Genomic DNA, 16,177 nt, shown 5'->3' with positions numbered 1-16,177 from the left:
TCAGATTTCCTGATTGAACGCGCCGATCTCCGGATGGTTGGCCAGACGCGGCTTCACTTCCTTGTGGAACAGGTCGCGCATGTCGTCTTCGGAACGCATGCTTTCCACGACGACCACCAGTTCGGGCTTGTTCGAAGAGGCGCGGACCAAAACCCACGAGCCGTCCTCCAGATGCACGCGCACGCCGTTGACGGTGATGGCCTCGACAATCTTGCGACCCAGGATCGAGCCGCCTGCGGCTGCCAGTGCCTCGTATTCTTTCACGATGCGGGCCAGCACATCGTATTTTTCTTCGTCGGCGCAATGGGGCGACATGGTCAGGCTGGTATGGGCCGCAGGCAGGGCCTGTTTCAGCTCCGACAGTTTCTTGTCGGGGTTGCGGTCCAGCATGGCCAGAATGGCAGCGGCCGCAACGATGCCGTCGTCATAGCCATGGCCCAGATCACCGGCCATGAAGAAGTGGCCCGACTTTTCAAAGCCCGCCAGCGCGCCGATCTCGGCGGTCTTGCGCTTGATATAGGAGTGGCCGGTCTTCCAATAGACGGTGGTCGCACCATTGGCTTTCAGGACCTTGTCGGTCTTGTAGAGGCCAGTCGATTTCACATCGACCACAAAGGTCGAGTTCGGATAGACGGCCGACAGGTCGCGGGCCAGCATCAGGCCGATCTTGTCGGCGAAGATTTCCTCGCCCGTATCATCGACCACGCCGCAGCGGTCGCCGTCACCATCAAAGCCGAGCGCCAAGTCGGCACCGGTTTCTTTCACCTTGGCCGCCATCTGCACCAGCATGGCGTGGTCTTCGGGGTTCGGATTGTATTTGGGGAAGGTCCAGTCGAGATCGGTATCCATCTCAATCACCTCGACCCCCATGCGGCGCAGGGCTTCGGGCGCAAAGGCTCCGGCTGTGCCGTTGCCGCAGGCCGCCACGATCTTTAGAGGGCGCTTGATCTGCGTCTTGGTGGCGACGTCGGCAATATATTGCTCGGCGAAGTTCTCGATGCGGGTCAGGGTGCCACCGGCACGCTCGACGCCCAGACCGCCAAGCACGATCTCCTTCAGGCGCGTCATTTCGTCGGGGCCGAAGGTCAGCGGCTTGTTCGCGCCCATTTTTACGCCGGTCCAGCCGTTCTCATTGTGGCTTGCGGTGACCATGGCCACACACGGGCAATCAAGGGCGAACTGGGCGAAATAGGCGGTCGGCGACAGGGCAAGGCCAATATCCAGCACCTGCATCCCGCCTTGCAACAGGCCGATCGTCAGGGCCTGTTTGACGGCAATGGAATAGGAGCGGAAATCGTGACCGATGACGATTTTCGGCTCGATATTTTGTTCGTGCACATAGGTGGCAAGGCCAAGACCCAGTGCCTGAATACCCAGAAGGTTGATTTCCTTCTCCAGAATCCAGCGCGCATCATATTCACGAAAACCTGTGGGCTTGACGAGAGCTTGGGTCTCATAGGCCGCCGTATTGGGCTTCAGGTCCTGACGGGGTGCGCGCATGGAAGGTCCGTGGGTCGTTATTAAATAAGTCAGGTGGTGTGCCTGCTCTGATGGGCCCTTAGACCATTGGCAGTCATGCGGGCGCAACCACCAGATGATGACAGGCCTGACGGCGCAGACATTTTGACACCATTCCGGCCTTGACCCGCACGGTGACGCCTCCTAGCGATGCGACTAAGAGATACCGGAGTGTTCAATGTCGCGACTGATCCTGCTGCGCCACGGCCAAAGCCAGTGGAACCTTGAAAACCGCTTTACCGGCTGGGTCGATGTTGATCTGACTGCCGAAGGCGAGGCGCAGGCGCGTCGCGGCGGCGAACTGATCGCCGAAGCCGGCTTCAAGCCGTCGGTGCTGTTTACCTCGGTCCTGACCCGTGCCATGCGCACGGGCGATATCGCGCTGGAAAGCGCGGGCCTCAAGGATGTCGAGGTCATCAAGGACTGGCGTCTGAACGAGCGCCACTATGGCGGTCTGACCGGTCTGGACAAGGCCGAGACAGCGGCCAAGCACGGTGAGGATCAGGTCAAGGTCTGGCGCCGTTCGTATGACGTGCCGCCGCCCCCGCTGGATGCCGACAGCGAATACAGCTTTGCCAATGACGAGCGCTATGTCGGCAAGGATATTCCGGACACCGAAAGCCTGAAGACCACGCTGGACCGCGTACAGCCCTATTGGGACGCCGAGATCGAACCGCGTCTGAAGGCGGGCGAGGATGTGATGATTGCCGCCCATGGCAACTCGCTGCGTGCTATCGTCAAGCTGCTGTTCGGCCTGTCGGACGAAGAAATCATCGACGTGGAAATCCCGACCAGCAACCCGCTGGACATCGAACTGGATGCCAATCTGAAGCCGGTTTCGGCCCGCTATCTGGATGCCAGCCGCGCCAAGCCCCTGCCGCAGATCGCCTAAGGACGACCAGACCATGACCACTGCCGGACACGAACAGGATATTGTCTTCATGCGCCGCGCCATTGAGCTGGCCAATGCGCGCATGGGTCAGACCTGGCCCAATCCGGCGGTGGGCTGCGTCATCGTCAAGGATGGCATTGTGGTGGCCGAGGCGGCGACGGCTCCTGGCGGTCGTCCCCATGCCGAGGAACAGGCTGTGCCTGCGGCGGGGGATGCGGCCAAGGGCGCTACCGCCTATGTGACACTGGAGCCGTGCGGCGCACGCTCCTCGGGCCGTAAGTCCTGCGCCCACTTCCTGACCGAGGCCGGGATTTCCCGCGTGGTGATCGGGGCGTTTGACCCGTCGCCGTTTGCCTCGGGGCGCGGTGTCGAACGTCTGCGTGAAGAAGGGCTGGAAGTGTCTTCGGGTGTTCTGGAATCCGAAGCTTTGACGCTGTGCGAAGGCTTCCTGCATCGCCTCGAAACGGGCCGCCCGATGGTGCGCGTTTCCGAAGACGGCCAGGGTTTTGACGCCCGTTTTGCCGTTTCTCCGAATGCAGACCTCAAGGCCGAACTGGGACGTCTGGGCGAGGCGGGTTATACCCGTGTCTGGACGCCAGAGGGACAACTGGCCGAGGCCCTTCGTGCCGCGGGCTTGTTAACCGCGTAAATGCCTGCAAAGCTTCCTTAATCTGATCGACCTAGAGTCCGGTTATGAACGAGGATACGACCCTAGAACGCCGCAAGCTGACCCAGGCTGAGGTGGATGTGATCTGCGCCAGACACGACCGTCTGTGGCAGGCGCGTCCTGGTGGCGCGCGGGCTGTTTTTGCGTGGCTGGACCTCAGCGGTCTGGATTTGCGCGGACGTAATCTGTCCGATGCCGATTTTACGGCGGCCTGTCTGATCGGGGCAAACCTGTCGGGGGCCAAGCTCGACAATGCTAATTTCTTTGGCGCGGACATGCAGGATGTCGATCTGTGTGAGGCCAGTATGCGCCGCACCGATCTGCGCGGGGCCTGTTTGCGCGGGGCGGACCTGTCGGGTGCCGATATGTTTGAGGCCGACCTACGCGAAGGCACGATTGCGGCCTCGGATGCCAAGCTGGGCTTTCGGGTAGTGGAGGCGCAAAAGCGTTCCGATACGCAAGCGCAGGGGGCCAATCTTTCGGGGGCCAATCTTCAAAGATCGCGCCTGACCGGTATTGTCGCCATCGCTGCCGATTTTACCGATGCCGTGATGAAGGACTGCAAACTGGTGCGGGCCAATCTGAAACAGGCCAGTTTCAAGGGTGCGGACCTTGCCGGTGCCGACTTGTCCGGCGCGGACCTATCGGGCGCAGACCTGTCGGGGGCGGTACTGGTCGGCGTTAAAGCCACCATGTGGCGCACGGACGGGGCCAATATGGAAGGCGCGCTGACCGACAAGGGCTCGGCAGGAGAGCCGGTGGCGGCCCTTCCGGCGGCGGAGATGTTGCGCGTCCATGCGCGGTGGTGCGAGACGGGCGGGCGCGAAGGTCAGCCCTCGGTCTTTGATAATGTAGACTTGCGAACCCTTGATACGATTGCAGGGCTGAACCTGACGGCTCTATCGGCCAAGGGGGCGGTGTTTTACGGCCTCGACATGGAAGGTGTGCAGCTTCAGGGCGCACAGCTTGAAGGTGCCGACTTGCGATCGGTAAACCTGCGGCGCGCAGACCTGCGCGGGGCGCGTTTGGCCAATGCCCGTTTGAATGGTTCGGACCTTCGCGAAGCCCAGATGGGGCCGCTTTTATTAGCTGCGGATCGACTGCTGCCCGCCGATCTGACGGGTGCCAATCTGCGCGGGGCCGATATGTCGAATGCCGATCTGCGCCATGCCAATCTAACCCGCGCCGATCTGGCCCGCAGCAGTCTGCACGGCGCGCAACTTCGCGGGGCCAATCTGACGGATGCCCAACTGGATGGCCTGCGCGGCATGGATGCACGCGCGGTAAGGGCTCTCGCCGAAGGTTGATCCAAACAGAAAGGCGGCCCTTTCGAAAAAGGACCGCCCACTGGAGGGAAGGACGCTTGGTTCTTTAAGGAGCCTTAGGCTGCCTTTTTGTTTTCGATCAGGGTCGAGCCGTCAGCGATCTCGATGCGACGGGGCTTGAGAGCCTCGGGCAGTTCGCGCTTCAGCTCGATGCTGAGCAGGCCGTGATTGAGGGCGGCGTTCTTGACCACCACATAGTCGGCCAGTTGGAAGCGACGTTCGAAATCGCGTTCAGCCAGACCGCGATGCAGGAAGGTGCGCTGGACGGTTTCATCCTGCGGCGTCTTCTTGCCGGTGACGATCAGCAGGTTTTCCTTGGCTTCGATATCCAGCTCTTCGGGGGCAAAGCCCGCGACAGCGACCTCGATGCGATAGGTGTCCTCGCCGGTGCTTTCGATATTATAGGGCGGCCAGCCGTTTTCCTGACCGGTACGGGCAGCGGTTTCGATCTGGCGGGCTAGTCGGTCAAAACCGACAGCGGTACGCATCAGCGGGGTGAAATCATAGGTACGCATGTGCAATCCTCCTGATGGATCAGCAAGGTTGGGCCAGCCGGCGATTTTGCCCCGGCGGGCTTGGGGTTTCAGTCCTATCGGTCCGCATTCGGCCCCGATCAGACTGGAAGGCCCGGAAAGTGGCACCTTCGATTAAACAGTTAGGAAGCCGTTTTTGCGGTTCAAGGGGATGAAAAACAGGTTTCTGCGCCTTGCTGTCAGCGCGAAGCACTTTAACAATCCTCCAAAGCTTTTTTCGACGACACGGAGATCCTATGCGACCGCTCGTCCTTGGTAGCCTTGGTGCATTCTTTCTGATGGCCGGCTCGGCTATTGCCCAGACTACCCCGCTGCCGCCCTCAGAGTTTCCGGCAAACCTGCCGCACCGCCAGGGACTGGCGATGGAAATGCCGGTTATCGGCGAAGATGCCCAATTACAGGCGGCGATTGCCTCGCCCGCCCGTACCGAGGCGGATCGCGCGCGCGACAGCCAGCGTCACCCGTTTGAAACCCTGACCTTCTGGGGGCTGCAACCGGGTCTGACCGTGGTTGAGATCGAGCCGGGTCGTGCCGGTTGGTGGCGCAATATTCTTGAGCCCTATGCGACGGCGACGGACGGCACCTATGTGCCGGTAAACCGCCCCCTGGAGAGTATGGGCGTGGCCGATGGCACCGCCGACATGGTGGTCGTAGCGCGTGCTTTTCATAACTGGTCGGCTGACGGTCGCGTCGAACCCTATCTACGGGCTTTCTTCACGGCGCTGAAACCCGGTGGTGTTCTGGCTATCGAGCAACACCGCAGCGTTGACGGCGTCAATGTCACGAGCGTGGCCTCTACAGGTTATGTGCCTGAAAGCTGGGTGATCCATATGGCCAAACAGGCCGGTTTCGAGCTGGATGGTCGCAGCGAGATCAATGCCAATCCTGCTGATACCCGTACCCATCCGTTCGGTGTATGGTCGCTGAAGCCGACACGCCGCTCCGAGGGAGAAGGGCGCACCCTGACACCCGAGGAAAGGGCGGCCCTAGATAGTATTGGTGAAAGTGACCGTATGACCCTGCGCTTGCGTAAACCGTTCGCGGCCCAATGATGGCCCTATCCCCGTGCCACAGGTTGATGGTAGCGGCGTCGGTGACTGTCATGGCCTCGTTATCCGGTTCGGTCGGAGTAAACCTATGATCAATCTTGCATCCAGACGTCTTTTCCTGACCGGCGTCGCCGCCACTGGCCTGATGGGCCTGTCGGCCTGCGGACGTAAAAAAGAAGCCGAGCCGGTCGATGCGGCCGAGCCGGTCAAGGCCGGTCCGCCCGAAGGCACTCTGGAATGGGCGGTGGCAGGGCCGTGGCGCTCTGCCGAAGACAAGGCCCGTGACCAGTGGCGCCATCCGATGGAGACGCTTCGTTTCTTTGGCTTGCAGCCGTCGATGAAGGTGGTCGAGTTCTGGCCGGGTGGTGGCTGGTACACCGATATTTTGGCACCTTATCTGAACAAGGGGCACGGACAACTGGTCGTGGCCGGGTTTGTCGAAGGCGAAGGCGCAGATCCAGCTCAGGTGGCTGTCAATAATGCCCTGAAAGCGCGACTGGATTCCGACAAGAAACTGTATGGCAAGGTCGAGTTTTCGGCCTTCGGTCTGGGTTCCGGTCCGGTGCTGGAGTTGCCGGGCACAGCCGATATGGTCTTGTTCATGCGCTATGTGCATGTGTGGATGGCTGCGGGCTTAGCTGAGAAAGCCTTTGCCGATGCTTTTGCAGCCCTGCGTCCGGGCGGGATTCTGGGCATTGAGCAACATCGTCTGGGACCTGACGAGGATCAGGATCCAGCCGCTGCCAATGGCTATGTGCAAGAGGCGTTCTTGCGCCAACTGGCTGAAGAGGCGGGTTTCCAGTTCGTTGAATCTTCTGAAATCAATGCCAATCCCGCAGACACCAAGGACCACCCGTTCGGTGTGGAAACCCTGCCGCCGACGCGTCGTTCATCGGCTCTTGGCGAGCCGCCTAATTTCGAGTTCGACCACAGCAAGTATGATGCGATCGGCGAGTCCGACCGCATGACACTTAAGTTCAGGAAACCCGAGTGACACGTCCGTCGCCCCATTCTGCCCAAGCGCCCCTGATGGGTGTTCCAGGTGCCATGCCTCCGCCGGGGGGCGAGGCTGACTGGTTCCGTGGAGCGGGGGGCTTGCGACTGCGTGCGGCTCTATGGCGGCCCAGTGTGCTTCAGGCGCGCACCCCGCGTGGAACGGTGGTTCTCAGCACCGGACGCAGCGAGCCGATCGAAAAATATTACGAGCTGATCGGTAATTTTCTGGCACGCGGGTTTTGCGTCTTGGCGCATGATTGGCGCGGGCAGGGCCTGTCGGCCCGCCTGTTGCCGGACCGTCTAAAAGGCCACGCCCGTGCGGTGGAAGAGTTTTTAGATGATTATGCGCGCCTGATGGATGCCTATGCCGACAAGGCTCCAAAGCCCTGGATCATGGTCGGCCATTCCATGGGGGGCGTGCTTAATCTGTTGACGCTTCAGGGCGGCGATGACCGCTTTGCCGGTGCGATGCTCAGCAGCCCAATGTTGCGCATCAAAACGGGTAAACGCTCGATGTGGTCGGTGAAGCTGGCTGTGCGCTGGGCGTTGCGTAACGGCAAGGGCGGTGACTATGTGCTGGACAATGCTGACGACCCATTCGCGCATACGTTCCAGGACAATGCCCTGACTTCAGATAGCGGGCGCTATGGCTTGTGGCAGCAACAATTGTTTGCCTGCCCGCATCTGGCCATCGGTGGCCCGACCTGGGGCTGGCTCGGCTTTGCGCTGGATGCGGGTGAACGGGCGCTCAAGGCCAAGGCCCTAAAAAGCGTCAAGGTCCCAGTCTGTGTCGTACAGGCCAGCGATGATGTATTGGTCTGGAAGCAGACGGCACGCTGGGCGGCGCGGCGTCTGGGACGCGGGCGCTATGTAGAGGTTCCCGGAGCGCGGCACGAAGTCATCATGGAGGTGGATGCCTATCGCGCGACCTTCCTCGACGAGTTCGACGAGATGGCCAATTATGTGGCCCCGGCGTCTTGAGCGTGAAACTTTGAGACGAGAGGCCTTGACGAAAGGCCATTAAAGCCTTCACACGTTCGGTGTCGATATCTGTGCGTAACGCGCTCTTTCTTCTTTGCGACGCATTGAGATCTGCCGTTCCCCTAGACCGACGGTGCCAAGAGTTGGTCTTGGTGCCCAATTCACTGGAGGTCATTGAGATGGCTAACGGCACCGTTAAATGGTTCAACCCGACCAAGGGTTATGGTTTCATCGCTCCGGCAGATGGCGGCAACGACATCTTCGTGCACATCTCGGCTGTTGAAGCTGCTGGTCTGCGTACGCTGAATGACGGCCAGAACGTCAGCTACGAGCTGGAAACCGATCGCCGCAGCGGCAAGGTTTCGGCTGGTCAACTGCAAGTCGACTAAGCACAAGACGATACCGTCTTTTAAAAGGCCGCTGCGGGGAACCGCGGCGGTCTTTTTTGTGCGCGTGAGCTGAGGAAGAAAAAGCGCCGGGCCTGTAAAGGCTCCGGCGCTAAATCGGCTGATGGTTGAAGGCTTAGGCGTCGACGTCGGCGTCCAGAGCATTGTCTTGGATGAATTCGCGACGCGGTTCCACGACATCGCCCATCAGTTTGGCGAACAGATCGTCGGCATCATCGCCGTGCTCGACCTTGACCTGCAGCAGGGTGCGGGCATTGGCGTCCAGTGTGGTTTCCCACAACTGGTCGGGGTTCATCTCACCCAGACCCTTATAGCGTTGAACCGAAATGCCCTTCTTGCCGGCATCGAGGACGGCATTTAGCAGGTCCAGCGGGCCGCGGATGGTTACGCTCTTGTCCCTACGACGGAAGGTTGCCGGTTTTTCAAACAGGCCGTCAAAGGCGATGGCGCGCTCGCCCAGACGTCGGGCATCCATCGAACGGCCAAGGGTTTCGTCAAGAACAACTGTCTCGCTGACCGCGCGGCGCACACGGCTAAAGGCGACACCGCCTTGTTGGGCCAGTTCACCCGACCACGGACCGTCACCTTCTTCGTTATAAAGGTTCAGGCGTTCGGCTGTGCGCAGGGCGCGTTCCAGCAGGTCACCGCCATTCTCGTCAAACAGGCCCGAAAGGGCACCTTGTTCGATGGTAAAGGCCGGGGCGCGGGTGGCCAGACGGTCAACGCCTGCTTTGAAGGCCTTGGCTTCGCGAACCAGCTCCTGCAGGTCCATACCGGCGCGCACTTCACCCGACGAGGTTTCCAGAGAGGCGTCCGAACACCCTTCCTCGATGAGGTAGGCGTCCATTTCCGGCTGGTCCTTGATGTAGCGGTGCTGCTTGCCCTTGGAGACCTTATAGAGGGGCGGTTGGGCGATATAGACGTGACCGCGCTCGATCAGTTCCGGCATCTGGCGATAGAAGAAGGTCAACAGCAGCGTACGGATGTGCGCGCCGTCGACGTCGGCGTCGGCCATCAGGATGATCTTATGATAGCGCAGCTTGTCGGCGTCGAAATCGTCGCGGCCAATGCCGGTGCCCAGCGCCAGAATAAGCGTGCCGATGGTGTCGGATGACAGCATACGGTCAAAACGGGCGCGCTCGACGTTCAGGATCTTGCCGCGCAGAGGAAGGACGGCCTGGTTCTCGCGGTTGCGGGCCTGTTTGGCCGAGCCACCTGCGGAGTCACCCTCGACGATGAACAGTTCGGCCTTGGCCGGATCGCGCTCCTGACAGTCGGCCAGCTTGCCCGGCAGCGAGCTGATTTCCAGTGCCGACTTGCGGCGGGTCAGGTCGCGGGCCTTGCGGGCGGCTTCGCGGGCCGAGGCGGCTTCGATGATCTTGGAGACGATCATCTTGGCTTCTGCAGGGTGTTCTTCGAACCAGGTGGATAGACCTTCGGTGCACAGGCTTTCAACGGCCGGGCGCACTTCGGAGGAGACCAGTTTGTCCTTGGTCTGCGAGCTGAATTTGGGATCGGGAACCTTGACCGACAGGACGCAGGTCAGGCCTTCGCGGGCGTCCTCGCCGGTGGGCGAGACTTTCTCTTTTTTGGCCAGACCCGAGCTCTCGATATAGGCCCCCATCACGCGGGTCAGCGAGGCGCGGAAGGCCGACAAGTGGGTGCCGCCATCACGCTGGTTGATGTTGTTGGTGAAGCACAGCATCGTCTCGTGATAGCTGTCATTCCACCACAGAGCGCAATCCACCTCGATGCCGTCCTTGGCACCCTTGATGATGATCGGATCCTTGAGGACGCTGGTCTTGGACTTGTCGAGGTGGCGTACGAAGGACTCAACGCCGCCTTCATAGTGCAGAAGAATTTCAACCGGCTCGACAGGGCGATTATCGCGCAGCTTAATGACTACGCCCGAGTTCAGGAACGCCATTTCGCGCAGGCGGTGTTCCAGCGTCTTGAGGTCGAAATCGATGAATTTGAAGGTCGTGATCGACGGGAAGAAGGTCACTTCTGTGCCGGTCAGAAGACGGCTGCCGTCCTCGCGCATCGGCGCATCGCCGACGACTTCCAGCGACTTGACGGTGTCACCGCGCTCGAAGCGCATGTGGTGCTTCTTGCCATCACGATAGATGACCAGTTCCAGATAGTCCGACAGGGCGTTCACAACCGAAACGCCTACGCCGTGCAGACCGCCCGAGACCTTATAGGAGTTCTGGTCGAACTTACCGCCGGCGTGCAGCTGGGTCATGATGACCTCTGCGGCCGAAACGCCTTCTTCCTCGTGGATGCCCACCGGAATACCGCGACCATTATCGGTGACTGTGCACGAACCGTCGGCATTCAGGGTGACGGTGACCAGATCGGCGTGACCAGCAAGGGCCTCGTCGATGGCGTTGTCCACCACCTCATAGACCATGTGGTGCAGGCCCGAGCCGTCATCCGTGTCACCGATATACATGCCGGGGCGCTTGCGCACGGCATCCAGGCCTTTGAGAACCTTGATGGAATCGGCGCCGTACTCTGGCGCGGGAGCGGTCTGTTCGGTCATGAAAAAATCGGCTCAGGGTCCGTGGGTCGGACAGGAAAAAGGCGGCGGTTGGGCCGCCATCTTCGTGGCGCAAATCAGAACGCCACGAAACATCCAATATATAGGAATTTCCTAGCAAAAAGCCATCCTTTGAAGGCTTTTGAACGGGGAAATCGCAAGGGGCTTTGTCGCCTACAGGGTCAGGCCGAGCGGGCTGACGCTGACGAACTGTGCACGGCCTTCGAGGGCGGAAAAAAGGTCGCGCTCTGTGCCGGTCATAAAGGCTTGTAGGCCCAGCATCTCGATCTCGTCGAACAGGGCGGCGCGGCGGGCCTCGTCAAGATGTGCGGGGGCTTCGTCCAACAGCAGAACCGGACGGGCGGTGCCTTCGGCCAAACGGGCGGTCTGGGCCAGGATCAGGTTCAGAACCAGCGCCTTTTGCTCGCCCGATGACCCTTCGGCGGCGGGGCGCATCTTTTCGCGGTGAATGGCGGTCAGGTCGGTGCGGTGTGGGCCAAACAGGCTGCGACCAGCGGCTCCGTCACGGGCGCGGGCGCGGACAAAACCCTCGCCCAGCATGGACAGAATGTCGGCCTCGTCGGTTCCGTCCAGCGCCATCTGTTCGGCTACGCCTTCCAGACCAAGGTCTGCCTGCGGGAAGGGACGATCGGCACGGGCATCGATACCGTCTTGTAAGGCTTTAAGGGCGTCTACCCGATTGATCGCGGCGCGTGCGCCTGCTTCTGACAGGCGGGCCTCAAGGGCATCCAGCCATAAGGGATCGGGACGTATATCTTCGTTGCTGAGCAGGCGAATACGTTCGCGCAGGGCTTTCTCATAGTTGGAGATCACCGCCGCATGGTCGGGATGGGCAGCGAAGACCAGCCGATCGAAAAATTTCAGGCGATCGGCGCGGGCATCGGAAAACAAACGATCTTGCTCGGGGGTGGCCCAGACGGGGCGCAAATGATCCAGCATCCGACCCGGTTGTGCCGTCTCGCCGTCAATACGCACGATCCGGCGGGCAGACAGGCCCATGGTCTGAACGCCGGTGCCGATCCTGACCTCGCCGTCAGCCGTATCTAGCGTAGCGGCAATGCCCCACGGACGACCCATAGGCTCGCCGGGTTCGCGCCGGCCCATTTCGACTGCAGTGGCCCCGCGCAACCCTTTGCCGGGGGTCAGAAGGCTGATGGCCTCCAGCAGATTGGTCTTGCCCGAGCCATTGGGCCCGTACAGCACCACAGGCCCGCCGGATAAATCCAGACGGGACGCGCCGTAAGAGCGGAAATCGGTAATGGCGAGAGAGGTAAGGCTCAATCTGTGCGCTCGTGCCGTAGGGTCGAGAGACAGTTAGAGGAAGCGGTCATGGGTGCCAAGCCGATCGCGCACTCTGCAAGCGCGCAGCACTCAGCCGTACTGGCGTTTTGTGCGGTTCATATAGTCGAGAACCTCGGGCACCGAGGCATCGACCATCGCAGGGAGATAGCCGGTTATATCGGTCGGTAGGCCGCGAAGACGCATACGGTCCATGCCGCTACGCTCTGGCGGCGTGACCAGAGTGAAAACCACAAACGACTGACGCTTCATATCGAGAGTTCCAAAGCGCAGCACCTTGTCCCAGGCAATGAAGTTTCCACGACCGAGCCAGAAGCCTTTTTCGGTCACAGTGACATCGCGCGCGGCGATGAAACGAACGGTAAGGCGAACGATTACGACAAGTGTAAATGCAATACTGGCCCAGCTCAGGCCGCGCAGCATGAGGCTGTCTGCTTCCAGAAACATCATACTCGCCAGCCCCAGCATCACGAGGCTGACGGCAGAGCGGATGATGTTAGGACGTTTGGCCCGAAAGACGCGCAGAGGAGATGTTTGGGCGGTCACGCAGCAGAACTTTCACGCACGGGGAACAGGGGCGGCTTATAGCCCATGAAGGATGGGGCTCAAATCGGCCGGATCGGGATTAGAGTGCGTCTTTGAGCCATGCCTGAACCAGCGAAAGCCGTGAGGAGGGCATGATCCCCACCTCGCGCCCTTCCTGACGAACGCCCAATCCTGCCAGTGCAAGCCTGCTTGAGAGGGTGATGGCGCGGGGCTTGCCGCTGTCGTCCTTCACACGCGCAATAAGGGCGGCAAACGGGGGCGAGACAATCTCTTCTACATTGACGATCTGGGGACGTGTCCAGTGCTGTTGTCGGCCAAAGGTCGGGCGCAGTGTCAGCCTGTGGGCATCCAGAGTAACAAGGCGTGGGCGCATGAGCCCGAAAATACCAAGGATGAAAAGCGCTGATGGCAGCATCACAGCAATGAGCCTAATGGGAGCGTAATGCCCGAAGAAGCTCATAAGAAGGATATCTGTCAGAAAGCCACAGATGATCAGTGCGCCATAAACGAGGCGGCCAGAGCTAAACTGGATCGGCTGCATCAATATCTCCCCCGAGATCGTCCTTATGATCTTAAGCCTGTGGCCTACAGCAAAAAGCCCCATGATATAACCATGGGGCTTTGAGATTCAGTATGTTACAGCAGCTTAGACGCGCAGCGGCATCAGCACATATTGGACGCCGACGTCTGCCGGATCGAGCACGAGGGTCGGGCTGGCCGGATCGGCGAATTTGAACGTGGCGATTTCACCGGTGATCTGACCGGCGACGTCCAACAGATAGCGGGCGTTGAAGCCGATTTCGAACGGTTCGTCCGAATAGCCGATTTCGACTTCTTCCTCGGCCTGACCGGCTTCCATATTGCGCACGGTCAGTTTCACGCGGTCATTGTCGAAGGCCAGTTTCACCGAGCGGCTCTTCTCGGCCGAGATGGTGGCCACGCGGTCAACGGCCTTGGCGAACAGGCTGTTGTCGATATCGGCCTGCTTGTCATTGCCCTTCGGGATAACGCGCAGATAGTCGGGGAAGGCGCCGTCGATAACCTTGGAGGTCAGGCTGGCTTCGCCGAACTCGAAACGGATTTTCTGGCTTGATACCTGAACCTCGACCGGACCTGCGCCATCATCCAGCAGACGGCGGACCTGATCGACGGTCTTGCGCGGTACGATGACGCCCGGACCACCCGCAGCGCCTTCAGGGGCCGGTGTCTCGGCCAGAGCCAGACGGTGACCGTCGGTCGCAACGGTACGCAGAAGCGGGATGCCGCCATCCGATACGGTGTGAAGGTAAAGGCCGTTCAGATAATAGCGCGTCTCTTCGGTCGAGACGGCGAAACGGGTCTTGTCGATCAGTCGAGCCAAATCTTCCTTGGGAAGAGTATAGCGCACGCCCGTGGCTTCGTTGGACATCACAGGGAAGTCGCCCGCCGGTAGGACCGGCAGATTAAAGCGCGAACGGCCGGCAGCGACCACCAGACGGGGGTCGTCGCCCGAATAGGACAGGCTGACCTCGGCACCGTCCGGAAGCTTGCGGACGATTTCATAAAGAGTGTGGGCCGGGGCTGTAATCTGGCCCTCGACATTCACCTGTGCCTCGGCCTCGTCGACCATTTCCATGTCGAGATCGGTTGCGGCGAACGACAGACGGTCACGGCCCGCCGTCAGCAGTACGTTCGACAGGATCGGAATGGTGTTGCGACGCTCGACCACACTTTGGACGTGGCCCAAGGCACGAAGAAGCGCGGAACGTTCGATAGTCAGCTGCATGTGGTCTCGCCCGGTCGCGATCAGGATAAGCACCCGATCGAATGTATAGGGGATGACACTAGCGGATTGCGCGTCCGCCGCAACGGTCCAGCGCGCTAATGCGCCAGCTTCCCCCGAAATCCACAGGCCAGATACGAAAAAACCGCGCCCTAAGACGCGGTTTTCTAGTTTTAGTGGTCTTGGCCGCGCAGTTTGCGCGTCACTTCCTGTTTTATCCGCGCAGCTTGCGCGTCAGGGCCTCGACGTCACGGGCGATTTGTTCGTCCTGCGTCAGCAGCTCTTCGATCTTGCGCACACCGTGCAGGACCGTGGTGTGGTCACGACCGCCGAAACGACGACCGATATCCGGATAGGAACGGGTGGTGTGTTGCTTGCACAGATACATGGCGATTTGGCGCGGACGGGCAATCGCACGGGTGCGGCGCTCGCTCAGCAGATCGGCCTGTTTCAGGTTGAAATGCTCGGACACCGTCTTCTGGATTTCGTCGACGGTGATGCGACGCTCTGGGCCACCACGCATGGCGGTGCCCAGCAGTGATTGCACGTCTTCGACGGTCAGGGTCGAAAGGCGCGAACCGGCCACGGCGGCCAGAGTGTTTACGGCACCTTCTAGTTCGCGCATCGAACCGGGCGTGCGTTCCACCAGATGTTCCAGCACTTCGGGGCGAGCCTCGCCCGCCACGACACCCAGCTTAGCCAGCGAGCGCAGACGGTTTTGGGCGACGGCCACCTTGAGGGTGCGGTCAGCCGCTTCGACCGGGCAGGTCAGACCGGCGGCCAGATGGCTGCGCAGGCGCGGTTCGATATCGGTCAGGGCCACCGGCGCGCGGTCAGCCGATAGAACGATACGTTTGCCGTCCTCGATCAGCGAGGTCAGGGTGTTCAGCAGCTCTTCCTGGGTGGAAGCCTTGCCGCCCACGAACTGGACGTCGTCGATCAGCAGCATGTCGGCCGAGCGCAGGCTTTCCTTGAAGGCCGCGGTCGAGCGGTCTTGCATGGCGCGCACAAAGGTCGACAGGAAGCGCTCAGCGGTCAGATAGACTACCTTGGCATTGGGGCGCAGACGCTGGGCTTCCCAGGCGATGGCGTTCAACAGGTGGGTCTTGCCGTAGCCGTACGGGCCACAGAAGAATACCGGATTGAAATGGCCATCGGCCCAAGAGGCGACCTGCTTGGCGATGGCCAGAGCAAAGGCGTTACCGTGACCTTCGACAAAGGTGTCAAAGGTCAGACGTTCTTGCAGACCAGCGGCGCGAACAGCGCGGGCGCTGTCGGCAGAGGCGGCAAAGGTCGGTGCGACCGGCGCAGGTGCCGGAGCCGTGCTGATAGAGTTCAGACGCGGCACTTCGCGTGCCGACGACGGCAGGACCGAACCCACCTCGGCGCGGCAACGCACATCCAGACGGCGCGACAGGCCATCAAGGCCCAGCCACAGTTCATTCATGCGACGCAGCGCATTTTGACGAACCCAGTCCCGCGCATAGGCGGTCGGGGTCACCAGAATAAGATTACCCTGTCCGTCCACGCGTACCGCTGAAGGCGCGATATACGAACTATAGGGCCCATCGCCGATTTCCGCTTTCAAGCGATCAGCTGCTTCTGTCCAAATCCGGTCCGGATCGGTCATCTGCCCCAT

At 60.7% G+C, this 16,177-nt stretch carries 15 protein-coding genes; 7 read left to right on the top strand and 8 right to left on the bottom strand.

Features of this window, described 5'->3' with window-relative positions; all coding sequences use genetic code 11:
• Nucleotides 1-1,500, bottom strand: coding sequence for a phosphomannomutase/phosphoglucomutase (locus tag WEU32_RS00075; RefSeq protein WP_406852425.1), 1,500 nt, complete (start codon nucleotides 1,498-1,500; stop codon nucleotides 1-3).
• A gap of 196 nt (nucleotides 1,501-1,696) precedes the next feature.
• Between WEU32_RS00075 and gpmA the strand changes: the two genes are divergently transcribed.
• The 3 genes from gpmA to WEU32_RS00060 are packed head-to-tail and all read left to right on the top strand — an operon-like array spanning nucleotide 1,697 to nucleotide 4,384.
• Complete coding sequence (gene gpmA / locus WEU32_RS00070; protein WP_406852424.1) at nucleotides 1,697-2,410, top strand: 2,3-diphosphoglycerate-dependent phosphoglycerate mutase; 714 nt, start codon at nucleotides 1,697-1,699, stop codon at nucleotides 2,408-2,410.
• A 13-nt stretch (nucleotides 2,411-2,423) separates the two neighbouring features.
• Nucleotides 2,424-3,059, top strand: a complete 636-nt coding sequence (gene ribD / locus WEU32_RS00065; protein ID WP_312138474.1) for a bifunctional diaminohydroxyphosphoribosylaminopyrimidine deaminase/5-amino-6-(5-phosphoribosylamino)uracil reductase RibD — start codon at nucleotides 2,424-2,426, stop codon at nucleotides 3,057-3,059.
• Between the two features lie 44 nt (nucleotides 3,060-3,103).
• Nucleotides 3,104-4,384: a pentapeptide repeat-containing protein gene (locus tag WEU32_RS00060; protein ID WP_312138472.1), complete on the top strand. Its 1,281-nt coding sequence runs from the start codon at nucleotides 3,104-3,106 to the stop codon at nucleotides 4,382-4,384.
• Nucleotides 4,385-4,458: 74 nt separating this feature from the next.
• Here WEU32_RS00060 and WEU32_RS00055 read toward each other — a convergent pair whose 3' ends face one another.
• On the bottom strand, nucleotides 4,459-4,917 hold the full coding sequence (locus WEU32_RS00055; protein ID WP_406852423.1) for an Hsp20 family protein: 459 nt from the start codon (nucleotides 4,915-4,917) through the stop codon (nucleotides 4,459-4,461).
• Between the two features lie 254 nt (nucleotides 4,918-5,171).
• Between WEU32_RS00055 and WEU32_RS00050 the strand changes: the two genes are divergently transcribed.
• The 4 genes from WEU32_RS00050 to WEU32_RS00035 all read left to right on the top strand — a co-directional run bounded on the left by WEU32_RS00050 (nucleotide 5,172) and on the right by WEU32_RS00035 (nucleotide 8,350).
• On the top strand, nucleotides 5,172-5,987 hold the full coding sequence (locus WEU32_RS00050; protein WP_406852422.1) for a class I SAM-dependent methyltransferase: 816 nt from the start codon (nucleotides 5,172-5,174) through the stop codon (nucleotides 5,985-5,987).
• Between the two features lie 85 nt (nucleotides 5,988-6,072).
• Nucleotides 6,073-6,978 carry a class I SAM-dependent methyltransferase gene (locus WEU32_RS00045; protein ID WP_406852421.1) on the top strand — a complete coding sequence of 302 codons (906 nt, stop codon included), beginning with the start codon at nucleotides 6,073-6,075 and terminating at the stop codon, nucleotides 6,976-6,978.
• Nucleotides 6,979-7,013: 35 nt separating this feature from the next.
• Nucleotides 7,014-7,961, top strand: coding sequence for an alpha/beta hydrolase (locus WEU32_RS00040; RefSeq protein ID WP_312138464.1), 948 nt, complete (start codon nucleotides 7,014-7,016; stop codon nucleotides 7,959-7,961).
• 179 nt (nucleotides 7,962-8,140) lie between these two features.
• A complete protein-coding gene (locus tag WEU32_RS00035) occupies nucleotides 8,141-8,350 on the top strand; it encodes a cold-shock protein (protein WP_167176007.1) in 210 nt (69 codons plus the stop codon).
• A 133-nt stretch (nucleotides 8,351-8,483) separates the two neighbouring features.
• On the opposite strand, the gene gyrB is transcribed toward WEU32_RS00035, so the two are convergent.
• From gyrB to dnaA, 6 genes are all read right to left on the bottom strand, one after another.
• Nucleotides 8,484-10,913, bottom strand: a complete 2,430-nt coding sequence (gyrB, locus tag WEU32_RS00030) for a DNA topoisomerase (ATP-hydrolyzing) subunit B (protein WP_312138462.1) — start codon at nucleotides 10,911-10,913, stop codon at nucleotides 8,484-8,486.
• A gap of 171 nt (nucleotides 10,914-11,084) precedes the next feature.
• Complete coding sequence (gene recF / locus WEU32_RS00025) at nucleotides 11,085-12,212, bottom strand: DNA replication/repair protein RecF (RefSeq protein WP_406852420.1); 1,128 nt, start codon at nucleotides 12,210-12,212, stop codon at nucleotides 11,085-11,087.
• Between the two features lie 90 nt (nucleotides 12,213-12,302).
• A complete protein-coding gene (locus WEU32_RS00020) occupies nucleotides 12,303-12,776 on the bottom strand; it encodes a hypothetical protein (RefSeq protein ID WP_406852419.1) in 474 nt (157 codons plus the stop codon).
• 79 nt (nucleotides 12,777-12,855) lie between these two features.
• Nucleotides 12,856-13,149, bottom strand: coding sequence for a hypothetical protein (locus tag WEU32_RS00015; RefSeq protein ID WP_406852418.1), 294 nt, complete (start codon nucleotides 13,147-13,149; stop codon nucleotides 12,856-12,858).
• Nucleotides 13,150-13,422: 273 nt separating this feature from the next.
• Nucleotides 13,423-14,541, bottom strand: a complete 1,119-nt coding sequence (gene dnaN / locus WEU32_RS00010) for a DNA polymerase III subunit beta (protein WP_406852417.1) — start codon at nucleotides 14,539-14,541, stop codon at nucleotides 13,423-13,425.
• A gap of 211 nt (nucleotides 14,542-14,752) precedes the next feature.
• Nucleotides 14,753-16,177, bottom strand: a complete 1,425-nt coding sequence (gene dnaA / locus WEU32_RS00005) for a chromosomal replication initiator protein DnaA (protein ID WP_312814562.1) — start codon at nucleotides 16,175-16,177, stop codon at nucleotides 14,753-14,755.

Source organism: Brevundimonas sp. BH3 (assembly GCF_045345115.1).
GTDB lineage: Bacteria > Pseudomonadota > Alphaproteobacteria > Caulobacterales > Caulobacteraceae > Brevundimonas.
The sequence above is the reverse complement of the archived record's forward strand: the minus strand, read 5'-3'. Positions and strand labels throughout refer to the sequence as shown.